This window comes from Parabacteroides sp. AM08-6 (genome assembly GCF_003473295.1).
Classification (GTDB): domain Bacteria; phylum Bacteroidota; class Bacteroidia; order Bacteroidales; family Tannerellaceae; genus Parabacteroides.
The window spans coordinates 24,309-37,392 of the sequence record NZ_QRMP01000024.1; the positions used below are offsets into that span (position 1 = coordinate 24,309).

General features: G+C 45.1%; 7 protein-coding genes. 5 read left to right on the forward strand and 2 right to left on the reverse strand.

All coding sequences use genetic code 11. The annotated features are described in order from the left end of the window. The first annotated feature begins 91 nt into the window (after positions 1-91). Positions 92-2,752: an ATP-binding protein gene (locus DW103_RS13420; protein ID WP_122276986.1), complete on the forward strand. Its 2,661-nt coding sequence runs from the start codon at positions 92-94 to the stop codon at positions 2,750-2,752. Between the two features lie 8 nt (positions 2,753-2,760). On the opposite strand, the gene DW103_RS13425 is transcribed toward DW103_RS13420, so the two are convergent. After that, positions 2,761-3,762 (reverse strand): PAS domain-containing sensor histidine kinase, encoded by a 1,002-nt coding sequence (locus tag DW103_RS13425; protein ID WP_122276988.1) that lies wholly within the window; start codon positions 3,760-3,762, stop codon positions 2,761-2,763. Beyond that, complete coding sequence (locus DW103_RS13430) at positions 3,759-5,123, reverse strand: sigma-54 dependent transcriptional regulator (RefSeq protein ID WP_122276990.1); 1,365 nt, start codon at positions 5,121-5,123, stop codon at positions 3,759-3,761. Before DW103_RS13430 ends, DW103_RS13425 begins: the two co-directional genes overlap by 4 nt. Positions 5,124-5,291: 168 nt before the next feature. Between DW103_RS13430 and DW103_RS13435 the strand changes: the two genes are divergently transcribed. From DW103_RS13435 to DW103_RS13450, 4 genes are all read left to right on the forward strand, one after another. Then, the gene (locus DW103_RS13435; RefSeq protein WP_122276992.1) at positions 5,292-6,758 is read left to right on the forward strand and encodes a TolC family protein; all 1,467 of its coding nucleotides are present in this window, start codon (positions 5,292-5,294) and stop codon (positions 6,756-6,758) included. 226 nt (positions 6,759-6,984) lie between these two features. Beyond that, a complete protein-coding gene (locus DW103_RS13440; RefSeq protein ID WP_122276994.1) occupies positions 6,985-8,235 on the forward strand; it encodes an efflux RND transporter periplasmic adaptor subunit in 1,251 nt (416 codons plus the stop codon). Positions 8,236-8,253: 18 nt separating this feature from the next. Further along, on the forward strand, positions 8,254-10,662 hold the full coding sequence (locus tag DW103_RS13445) for an ABC transporter permease (RefSeq protein ID WP_122276996.1): 2,409 nt from the start codon (positions 8,254-8,256) through the stop codon (positions 10,660-10,662). 12 nt (positions 10,663-10,674) lie between these two features. Further along, on the forward strand, positions 10,675-13,077 hold the full coding sequence (locus DW103_RS13450; RefSeq protein WP_122276998.1) for an ABC transporter permease: 2,403 nt from the start codon (positions 10,675-10,677) through the stop codon (positions 13,075-13,077). Positions 13,078-13,084: the final 7 nt, after the last annotated feature.

Consider the following 13,084-nt stretch of genomic DNA (forward strand, 5'->3'; position numbering starts at 1 on the left):
TTTATCACAGTATTTTATCAAATATTTCCTATTTTTGCAAACAATAATTGAGAAAGGGAACTTTCCGGACTAAATAGTAATAGTTTACTGAATGAATAATTCATCCTTGAATCATATAGGGTACTCTCTGAAACTCATCTTTATAATTGCAAGTTTCTTACTTGCACCTGCTATTTATGCGAATGAGAACAACCCTATCCTCATCATCAGTTCTTATAATCCGGATACCCGTAATACAACACAAAATATATCAGAGTTCATGGACGAATACAAGCGGTTGGGAGGAAACGCCCCTGTCGTTATCGAAAACATGAACTGTAAAAGTCTTCCTGAGGCTCCATATTGGAAAATGCGCATGTATAATCTCCTGAAAAAATATACCGGAGAAAACAAACCGCAACTGATTGTCATCCTCGGTCAGGAAGGATGGTCTTCCTACCTTTCTCAGGATGATGAAATAATCGGAGATACTCCGGTACTTTGTGGCATGGTAAGCCGCAATGCCGTATTATTGCCGGATAGCAGTCTTTCTACTTCCGACTGGAATCCGGAAAGCGTTGATATTAACCAATTCAATAGTGAGAACCGTTATTTGGGAGGCTTAATCTATTCGTACGATATAAAAAGTAACGTTGAATTAATAAAGAAGTTATACCCTAACACCCGGCATATTGCTCTAATCACAGACAACAGCTATGGCGGCATTTCCCTTCAAGCTTTTGTAAAAAAAGAGATTGAAAAGATAGATGATATTGACCTTATCACGCTGGATGGCCGAAAGAACGATATTTATAATATTATCGAACAAATCAAACAACTTCCCCCTCAGAGTGTAATCGCTTTGGGAACTTGGCGTGTGGATGTAAACGACGGTTACTATGTAGGGAATGCCACTTATACCATGATGCTGGCTAATCCTACAATACCGGCCTTCTCACTGACTTCTATCGGACTGGGACACTGGGCCATCGGAGGATGTATCCCCAAATATCGCCCTATCGGTAAAGATTTGGCTCAACAGGCAATTGAAATTCTGAGTACACAAAAACCAGATAAAAAAGGGTTACATGCAACAGTTATCCCCAATGTCTACACATTCGATGCCAAAAAGCTTAAAGAGCAAAACATCTCAACCGATGTTCTTCCGCTTCATTCCGTTATAGTCAATAAAGAACTGGGTATCTTCGTACAATATAAGTTCGAGATATTACTTATCATTGCAATCGTACTACTGCTGTTCCTGATTATGATACTTGTCTTCTTTGTTCGCACCAGTAAACTGAAAAACAAATTGCTGGATTTGCAAAAGGATAATGTACTTATCATGAACAATATTCAGGCTTCCATCCGATTCATTAACCCGGACTTCTCCATCAAATGGGAAAATGACATCAAGATTCCTTGTACACCCAAATACGGTCCGAAACATTGTTGTCTGGAAAAAGACGGTGAACCTCCTTTCTGTGAAGGTTGCATATTGATAGAAGCCATGGAAAGCAGAAAGAAGATTGAAGCGGTAAAAGAATGCGGAGTCGGACAATTTATACATGTACTGGCCAATCCTGTCCTGGACTCGGATGGTGAGATATTAGGCGTCATCTTCAAAAAAGAAGATGTAACCAAACAGAAGGAAGGAGAAATAGAACTTCGGAAAGCAAAAGAAAAAGCAGAAGAGTCCGACCGTCTGAAGTCTGCTTTCCTTGCCAATATGAGCCACGAAATCCGTACTCCGTTAAACGCAATCGTCGGCTTCTCCGGTCTGCTGACGTCTGCCGAGAACGCGGAAGAACGGGAGGAATATATCAATATAATAAACAGCAACAACGAACTGCTCCTACAGCTCATCAATGATATTCTGGATGTAGCCAAAATAGAAGCCGGCACGTTAGAGTTTATCGATTCGGACATTGACATAAACCAACTGCTCTCCGATATCGAACAATCATCCAGGCTGAAAGCAGCAGCAGGCGTACAAGTGGAATTCGTCGACAAGCTCCCGTACTGCGTAATCCAGACCGACAAGAACCGTATATCGCAAGTAATTACGAATTTCATCAACAATGCTATCAAGTTCACAGAAAAAGGGAGCATCCGCTTCGGCTACCGGCACGAAGGGGACTTACTTTACTTTTATGTCAGCGATACGGGTTGTGGCATCGAACCGGACAAGATAGATACGATTTTCAATCGCTTTGTAAAATTAAACAATTTTGCCCAAGGAACCGGTCTCGGACTTTCCATCTGTCAGATGATTGTAAAGAAGTTGAACGGAGAAATCGGTGTTGAGTCGGAACTAGGGAAAGGTTCGACTTTCTGGTTTACCTTGCCGGACTCGATTATCCAGGATATAAAACTACAACCGGAAAAGAAGGAAACTGTGGAAATATCCTCCATCGAAAGAAAAGCGACCTTACTGATTGCCGAAGACAATGAAAGCAATTACATCCTGATACACGCCATTCTCAAAGACTACAACTTGATACATGCGCGTAACGGGAAAGAGGCTGTGGAGCTTTACCGCCAGCACCATCCGGACCTAATCTTGATGGACCTCAAAATGCCCGAAATGAACGGATATGAAGCAACCACGATTATCCGCGAAGAAGATAAACTCATTCCGATTATTGCCGTTACAGCTTTTGCCTTTGCCGAAGACGAACAACGGGTAAAACAAAGTGGTTTCAACGGTTATGCCGCCAAACCAATCAAACAGGTCGATTTAAAGAAAATCATCCGCAAACATTTAAAGTAAGGACTCTCTCATAAAATACGCGCCTGGGGAAATTGCAGGGTAAAGATAGTACCCTTTTCCTCGTCCGAGACCACCGTGATACTTCCGCCATGCCGGTTCATTATCTGGCGACAAACGCTCAATCCTATTCCCGAACCGCCCTGCTTGGTCGTGAAAAAAGGCACAAAGACTTTATCCATCGCTTCCGCCACAATACCGCAACCATTATCGGCAACCGTTATCACCGGCATACCTTCGCGAATGAAAGCAGAAGTAATCACGCGAGGGAAAGGACGTTCTCTACAGGCTTCGGCGGCATTCTTCAATAAATTTATCAATACTTGTTCTATCAAAGTCCGGTCAGCATACAGACGTAGTTCGGACGGACGGATAGAATATGAAAATGCGACATCTCCCGGAGGATACAAACGCCTGAGGTCGTCAAACAAGACGGAGACAGGGAAAAGTTTCTGGGAAGGAGCCGGAATACGCGTCAACTTCCGGTAATTCTCGACAAACCCCAATAATCCCTTACTGCGACGATGAATAGTTTGCATAGCTTGTAGCATCACGGCATAATCCTTTTCATTCATCCCATTCGAAGCGGCACGCTCCGTAACAGTTTCCGACAAAGAAATGATGGGAGCTATCGAATTCATGATTTCATGGGTCAGTACCCGTATCAATTTCTGCCACGCTTCCGTTTCCGCCTCAGCCACAACCGCGTTATAAAGGCGGGAACGGAAAGCTGTCAAAGCCTCGTTCATCGAACGGGTCAGCTTGGCCTCCGAGCCGTTCGATGAAGGGACAGGAAAAGAGAGGCTCATATCCCCATAATGAATGTTGGATATCAAATACTCCATCCGGCGTATCATCTTTCTCTGATCCATATAAAGCGAGAAAGCGACCCCCAGCAACAACAGGAAACTCAGAATTGCGGTAAAATACAATTCCTTCAGCAGTAGAAAAGCAATTGCCAGCGAAAGCAGCAACAAACAGATGATTTTCAAGAATATAGCAAAACGTTTCATAAGCCCAGCTTTTCCAGTTTACGATACAGGGCAAAGCGGGTTATGCCCAACAGCTCGGCTGCACGGGTGATATTCCCGTCGGCACGGCGTAGAGCACGCTCGATAGCTTCTTTTTCCAAGACACTCAGGTTCAATTCTTCCGCTTCGGCCTTCTTACCGGCAGGCGCGGGCTGAAGCATAAAGTTTTCCGGTTTCAGCATCGAACCGTCCGAAAGGATGACGGCACGTTCGATAGCATGTTGCAACTCCCGCACGTTTCCGGGCCAGGAATAATTCAGCAATTTCGTCCGGGCATCGCGCGAAAGGCCTGCCGACGTCTTCTTATATTTCCGGGAATAACGGTTCAGGAAATATTCAGCCAACAGTAAAATATCATTTCCCCTCTCGCGCAAAGGCGGAATATGCAACTCTATCGTATTGATACGGTAAAGCAAATCCTGCCGGAAGCTCCCCTCCTGCACCATCGTGTGAATATTCATATTGGTAGCCGAAATCAGCCGGACATCTATCGGAATGATGCGAGTAGCTCCCAAGCGTACAATCTGCCTTTTCTCGATTGCCGTCAACAACTTCGCCTGCATGGGAAGGCTCAGGTTTCCTATCTCATCCAGGAACAAAGTTCCCCCGGAAGCCACTTCCATACGTCCCGGCTTGTCCTTGCGGGCATCGGTAAACGCACCTTTTTCGTATCCGAACAATTCGCTTTCGAAAAGCTGTTCCGGTATACTCCCCAAGTCGATACCGACAAACACCTGCCCGGCACGCGGCGAATGATGGTAAAGGGCGCGTGCCACGAGGTCTTTCCCCGTCCCGTTCTCCCCTAATATCAGAATATTGGCATCCGTATTCCGAAGTTTCTCTATCGTATCGAACAGTTCCTGCATGGCATCACTCTCGCCGATGATTTCGAAACCGGTATCTTCGGGAGCACCCAAGGCCTCCACTTGTTGCTTCAAGGCTTGTACTTCGGTTCGGCTCGACCGCAGTTCGAGGGCGGCTGACAAGGTGGCCAGCAGCTTTTCCTTCTCCCAAGGTTTGGGTATGAAGTCCGTCGCTCCCGCCTTAATCGCACGGACAGCCTTCTCCGTATCGGCATACGCGGTAATAAAGAGGACCACCACATTCGGGTCGGCCTTCTTTATCTTTTCAAGCCAGAAGAAACCTTCCTGCCCGCTGATAGCATCGCGCTTAAAGTTCATATCCAGCAGGATTACGTCCGGCACATACGTTTCCATGAAATAAACGATACGTTCCGGCTGCGTCGTCACCTTAATCTGTTCCACATAAGGTTCCAACAGCAGGTTCAGTGCGAAAAGAACATCTTCGTTGTCGTCTATAATTAAAATCTTTCCCTGTTTCATTTCCGGTGATAATTTGGGGTAAAGATAAAGATTAATACAATAGGATGTGCGTGCGCAAACGAACGTTTTTTGTGCGCATCTGCACGCTGTCCACCCGAAGGGATAAAGGTTTAAACATTATAAATCAAGTCTTTATATTTATGGCATGTTATTTGTTTCTATAAAAGCATGAAACACAGACTTACCATATTTATACTTCTGCTGCTCCCGCTTCAACTCTGGGGGCAAAAGAAACTATCCCTTACCCTGAGTGAGGCAATCGAGATGGCGCGGCAACAATCGCCCGAAGCCATCGCCGCCCGCCATTCATTCCGCGCTTCCTACTGGAACTGGCGGACATTCCGGGCGAATTATCTTCCCAGCCTGACGCTGACTTCCGACCCAGTATTGAACCGTTCCATACAATCCGTCACCTTGTCGGACGGTAGCGATAAGTTTGTACACCGCAACCAGCTGTCGGTCGATGCCGGCCTGGAAATCCGCCAGAACGTGGCCCTGACAGGCGGCCAGCTGATGCTGACCACCGGACTGAACCGGATGGATATGTTTACCGATAATGTTTCTTCCTATAAAAGTACTCCTATCGTCATCGGCTACCAACAGGACCTGTTCGGCATCAACAGTTTCAAATGGGAACGCCGGATGGCGCCGGTCAGATACGACGAAGCCCGGAAAAGCTATATCGAAACACTTGAGCTGGTGGCGGCCTACACCACTTCGCGTTTCTTCAACCTGGCCAACGCACAAGCCTCTTTGGAAATCGCCAATTACAACTATGCCAATGCCGATACGCTCTACCGATACGCGCAGGGGCGTTATAATATAGGTACAATCACGGAAAACGAAATGCTTCAGCTGGAGCTCAACATGTTGACGGAACAGACCAACTGCCTCAACGCCCGCATCGAGGTGGACGACTGCATACAGTCCCTCCGTAGCTACCTCGGAATATCCGAGGACATTGAGCTAACCGTTATTCCGGAAGATAATGTGCCCCGTTTCCCGGTCGACGTAAACGAAGCACTCCAGTTCGCTTTCCAGAACAACCCGGATATCAGCAGCTTCGAATACAGGCGGCTCGAAAGCGAAAGACAAGTAGCGCAGGCGAAAGCCAACCGGGGCTTCAGGGCAAACCTATATGCGCAGTTCGGACTGACCCAAAGCAACGAGGCATTCAAAAACGCTTATCGTCACCCGATGGACCAGCAATTGGTTTCGCTCGGCATCCGTATTCCGATACTGGACTGGGGCGTAGGCAAGGGAAACGTAAAAGTAGCCAAAAGCAACCGCGATAAAGTCTACACCGAACTGGAACAGAGCCGGACGGACTTCGAACTGAATGTAGCCAAGTTGGTCAAGCAGTTCAACCTGCAAGCGGACAAAGTGGCCATCGCCTATAAGACAGACCAGACGGCCCAACGCCGCAACGATGTGGCCCGCAGGCTTTATCTTCTCGGGAAATCGACGATACTGGATTTGAATGCGGCTATTGCCGAAAAAGATAATTCGCGCCGTTCGTATATCACGGCCTTATATAATTATTGGAATCTCTATTACGGACTCCGCAGCCTGACCGGCTACGATTTCGAAAAAAAGATTCCAATCATCGAAGATTATTCGTTATTATTAAAATAAACCGCCCGGCGGACAGTCGTTCTGTCTCCCCTGCTTTCTGCCAATTCGCCCGTTGTGACGAGGCAATGCCACTGCGGTGGCACAGCAGTGCCACAGGCATGGCACAAGAGTGCCAACGGCATGACACCGTAGTGCCACTACGATGGCACTCGGCAAAGGTACAGAGCCGCTACTCCACCGGACAGGAGAAACAAATGGAAATCATATCTATTAAAAATTACAGACAATGGACAAACCGATAAAAAAGAAGCCCGTTTATTACCGTTACCGCTGGCATATCATAAGCGCGGTAGCTTTTGTTGCCCTACTAATCTACGTCGGAATTGTAGCTTCGGGCGGACGGAGGCTCCGTACGGATGCCGAAAATCTGATTATCGGTGAAGCCTCCAGCGACAAGTTCCTGGAATATGTGGATGTGGAAGGTGTGGTACAGCCCATCCTGACCATCCGAGTCAATGCCAGCGAAGCCGGCAGCGTAGACCGGATTATTGCCGAAGAGGGAACCATGCTCCGTAAAGGTGACACCGTCCTGACCCTTTTAAACCCCAATCTGATGCGCGACATCGAGGACCAACGTGACGAATGGGAAAAGCAGCTTATCACTTATAAAGAAAAAGAAATCGAGATGGAACAGAAGAGCATCGACCTGCAACAGCAGACCTTGCAAACGACTTATGAACTGAACCGCCTGAAAAAAAGCTACTCACTCGATGAGGAAGAATATCACATGGGGGTAAAAAGCAAAGCCCAACTGGAAGTACAACGCGACGAATTCGAATACAAGACACGCAGCACCGCCCTGCAACTGGAAGGATTGCGCCACGACAGTGCCGCCACGATACTCCGCCGGGAGTTGATGAAAAACGACCTCGAACGGGAACGCAAGAAGTTCGAACGGGCAGAGGAACGGATGGAAAACCTGATTGTACGCGCTCCGATTTCCGGACAACTCAGCTTCGTGAAAGTAACGCCCGGCCAGCAGGTGCAGAACACGGAAACGATTGGCGAAATCAAAGTGCTCGACCAGTTCAAGATACACACTTCGATAAGCGAATATTATATCGACCGGATTACGACGGGATTGCCCGCCACTATCACATGGCAGAGCAAAAAGTATCCGCTGCGTATCACCAAAGTAGTTCCCGAAGTGAAAGACCGCAGTTTCGACATCGACCTCGTCTTCTCGGACGAAAAACCGGAGAATATCCGTATCGGAAAAAGTTTCCGCGTACAAATCGAACTGGGGCAACCGGAAGAAGCACTTGTCATCCCGCGTGGCGATTTCTTCCAGACCACCGGCGGACAATGGATTTACAAACTGAACGAGTCCGGGACCAAGGCCCATAAAGTGCCTATCAACATCGGACGGCAAAATCCGCAGCAATATGAAATCACAGGGGGATTGCAACCCGGCGACAAGGTCATTGTCACAGGATACACTACCTTTGGGGATGCGGAAGAACTGATATTAAAATAACAGACAAGAGGAAACTATATGTTCAAGCATTATCTGACAATTGCTTACAGAAACTTATTACGCTATAAGTTCCAATCAGCTATTAGCATAATCGGTCTGTCGATTGGTTTTGCCTGCTTCGCTTTTTGTTCTTATTTGTTCCGTTTCGAATTAGATTACGATAAGAATATTCGGGAGGTGGACCGGATTTACCGTGCATACGAGAAGGAGGGGCAGGGATTCACCGTCTGCCGCTTGCCCGGCCTCTATACCCTTTTATCCGACAAATTTACGGATATAGAGGACGGAACTTCCACGATTGATGTCCGTCCTTACAACGAAAAATTATGTGAAGTGCCGGCGGATGGAGGAAAAATGAATTATTTCAAAGAAGTATTTCTATATACCGATAACCATTTTCTCGACTTCTTCCGGCTATCCTTGCTGTCGGGCAATCCGGATGAACTTTCGAACCTGCCCGACGCGGTGGTGATTAGCCGGAAAGCTGCCTTAAAACTGTTCGGGACTGTAGATGCAGTCGGCAGAACATTCACGGATGTAAACGACTTCCATAACACCCGTGAAGTGTTCACCGTACGCGGCGTGATGGAAGATTTCCCCACGCAGAGTCATCTCGAACAATATAGCGGTATCATACTCAACACCTCCAATTCGTTCATAAGAGAGTTATGGAAGGAAATCTCCAACAACTACTTCAAATTAAGGAAAGGAGCGGACCTCGACAAACTGAACCGCTCTCTGGCCGATTTCCCGCTTCCGAACCCACTGTCAAGCAATCAGAATGCCACAATGTATATACAACTGAAGTCTTTGCTAAAATCCAACACCTCTTCCACCAACGGGCAAAGCCTCAGTATGCCGCTTCTGTTCCTTATCATCGGATTGCTGGTATTGTTGACGGCTTTATTCAACTATGTCATATTCATCTTCGGACAGATGCTGAACCGAAGCAAAGAATGTGGTATCCGGAAAGTAAACGGGTGCGGGAAAAGTTCTTTCTTTATCCTGTTCTTCACGGAAGCTTGTATCACCTTTTTAATTGCCGGCTTCTTCTGCATCATCTTTCTGGAATTATTCACCCCCGTTATCAATGATTTTGCGCACAACTTTCATTTCGACAAGCAGTATATGCTCGTCCTGATGTTGCAATATCTGGCAGGTGGAATAGTCGGCATTGCATTACTATGCTGGATTGTCACTCATCGGCTGAACCGGTTATCCATCATACAAAGCTTGTATAAAGCTCCGGTTATCCGGAAGAAAGGCATCGTACGGGAAGTCCTTATCTGCATACAAATCATCATCTGTTTCCTGTTTTTAGGCAGTTCCTGGTTTCTGCTGCAACAAAGCAAACTGATTGAAACAGAGCTAACCGCCGGATTGGACGAAAATGACAAAACATGTCTGTATACAGTCTCCCTCAACGGAGATAAACTGGAAGCCGCCCGGCCCGAAATATTGCACAAACTGAAGGAAAATCCCCGAATAGAATCAATTTCCCTCAATGGAATGAGCCTGCTTGGGGCCTGGCAACTCGGCAAAGGATACTTCACCTGGGAAGGGATAACAGAAAGTGAAGAAAGCCAGCTGATGGGATTTCTATACACAGACGCGAACTACCTGAACATACTCAAACGAGGAATGGAACGAGGACGTTTTTTCACTTCCGACGAAAAGGATAAAGCGGTTATCAACCGGAAGTTGGCACAACAGCTCAAGAACGACCCTATCGGTATGCAAATTGGTATCAAACAAAGGGGGCAATCGGAAACAATGACCTACTACGAAGTCGTAGGCATTATGCCCGATATCATCAATAGCCCGAACAGGTGGGGGTATCAAACCGTTATACCTTGCATTTACTTGCCTTACGAGGAGAACTATATGAATATGGAATGCGTCGTAAAAGTACGTCCCGAATACCGGAAAACATTCCGGAAAGAGATGGAAGCCGAATTACACAAGTATGTGAACCAGGCAACGAAAGTTTACGTGAACAACTTAAAAGAAAGCAGCAGTTTTTATATCGAACGCGAACAGTATTTATACAAGATGACCTCTTTATTCTCCGTCATCTGCATCCTTATTTCCCTATTGGGCATCTATGCCTCTATCAGGTTGAGTACGGAACAACGGAAGAAGGAAATCGCAATCCGGAAAATAAATGGAGCGACACAAGGCGCCATTCTCTATATCTTAAGCAGGAAAAACATCATACAGCTACTTCTGTCTGCTGCGATTGCTTTCCCGTTGCTTATTATCATTACCCATACTTGGATACAGAATTATCCGCTTCGGATTACAATCGGGATAATTCCTTTCCTTCTATTATTCCTTTTGATGGCGGCAATTATCGCCTTCACCGTTATTTGGCAAATCACGCGGATAGCCCGGACTAATCCGGCAGAAGCGATTAAAACAGAATAAATAAAAATAGACATGAAAGTAATACTACTCGCTCTCCGTTCGCTGAGCCATTTCAGATTGTATGCCATTATCAATATATTAGGATTAGCATTAAGCTTGGCATGTGTGGTGATTTTATCCCGTTATATCTGGCAGGAAATCACGACCGACCATTTTATCCAGAAGCTGGACCGTCTCTATATCACGACCTTACAAAGGAAAGGTGACTCGAAAATATCCTTTGAAGGTAGCGATAATATCAACAACGAAGCGACATTCAAAGACCCGTTGCTCGACCGGGCAGTAGAAGCTTCTACCACATTCATTCCTCATTCGAATGATGAAATCACTTACAATAATAAAAAGTATACAGCCACATTTTTCGCTGTCGATACCTCGTTCTTGAAGCTATTCGACTATCCCTTGCTTGTCGGAAACAAAAAGAATTTGTTCAATAATCCGGAAAGTGCAGCCATTACTCAGGAATATGCCTATAAACTATTCGGGAAAAGAAATCCTATCGGGGAAAAAATCACACTCTCTTTTGGAAAGCAAGTGACTATAGAAGGTATCATTGGAAGGCCCGCTACCCAAAGTTCCTTCAATTTTGATGTGTTAGTTTCTGTTCAAGCCCAAAAATATTGGCTCCATTCACCACAGAGTATCGCTTTATTCCGCCAGGAAGCCGACCTTTCGGAAACGAACAAACGGGTGGGGGATTTTATGTACATGTGGAGTTGGCAAGGTGAAATCCGCTACCAATTCTTCCCTCTTAAGGATTTATATTTCAACACGCAAATCAAACATTGGGACTTATATACCCCCGGAAATTACAACAATATCCAGGTTCTTTTCATTGTAACATTACTAATCCTACTGGTCGGATTATTCAATTTCATCAATATCTATACAGTCCTGACATTGAAGCGGGGACGTGAGTTTGGAATGAAAAAGGTTTTTGGAGCAAACAGGAAGCAACTTTTCTCCCAACTCTATATAGAAAATTTCCTTTTGAGTGCTCTTGCCGTTTTTATCGGCTGGGTATTTGTGGAATTGACGAGCGGTGCGGTCGAATCCTTTTTAGGTTTATCCCAACGTGCGGGAATCGTGTTCGATGTGACTTTTTCAGCTTGCCTGTTATTTCTTTTTCCGTTAGCCACTTCGCTGTATCCATATATCAAATTCAGCTACGATAAACCGATTACCTCTTTACGTTCCGTAAATTCAGGAGGCTATTCCATTTTATCCCGCAATACATTTTTAGTAGTACAATACATCATCTCGATAACATTAATTATTTTATCGGTATTCTTTGTCAAACAACTCAAGTTTATGCTCGACACAGACCCCGGATACCAAACGAAAGATATCCTTCAAGTAAAATTTATTCAGGATAACACTTCACACGATGATGAAGAAAGTGTTTATGTAAAGAAATTATTAGAAAAATTCAAACAAACCGAAACGATTAACCAGAAATTAAATGAATCCCCATTAATCCTACAGTGGGTATATGGTAACAGTCCGTACCAATTCGGAGAAACAGATATCCGTTTCAAAAAAGAGGGAGGAGAGTTACAGCCGGCTTACCTTTACATGTATAGCAACGAACAATATTTCGACCTATTCCAACTTCAACTCGTTGAAGGACGCAAATGGGACGCTTCTATCGACGATGACATGCAACACAAGGTTATTATCAATGAAACAGCCAAAAAGCTATTAGGTATCACCAATATAGAAACGGACTTATTATATACGGAAAGGCCTTTACGAATCATGAATGACGTAAATTACAACCCTCCTCACGAGATAATAGGGGTAATAAAGGATTTCCAAGTCGGACACATGGCGCAAGCAACTCCTCCTGTCATTTTAACTTATTCAAAAGATGGCGATATGAATTCAAAAGTGCTTATACGTTGTACACCCGGCAAACGCAAGGAATGTATCCAATATTTAAAACAAGTACATGATGAAATAGTTGGCGGTGAGTTTTCCTATACCTTTATAGAAGATGAGATCAGGCAACTTTATAAAGAAGACAAAAAGATAACGGCAGTTTATTCCATATTCGCTATAATAGCCATCTTAATTTCATCATTAGGTTTATTTAGTTTATCTTTATTCGATATACAACAACGGTTCCGTGAAATTGCCATCCGCAAGATAAACGGAGCTTCCGTATCCGTCATTATGCAAATGTTGCTTCAGAAATATTATAAGTTATTAGCGATAGCTTTTATTCTCGCAGCTCCCATTTCCTGGCTGAGTATTCATAAATACCTGGAAGGATTTGCCCATAAAACGACTGTTTCCTGGTGGATATTTGCTATTGCGCTGTTTGTCACAGGCAGTATTTCGCTCCTGACATTAATCTGGCAAACACGCAAAGCGGCCTATATCAATCCGGCAAAAGCGATTAAATCAGAATAAAAAAAGG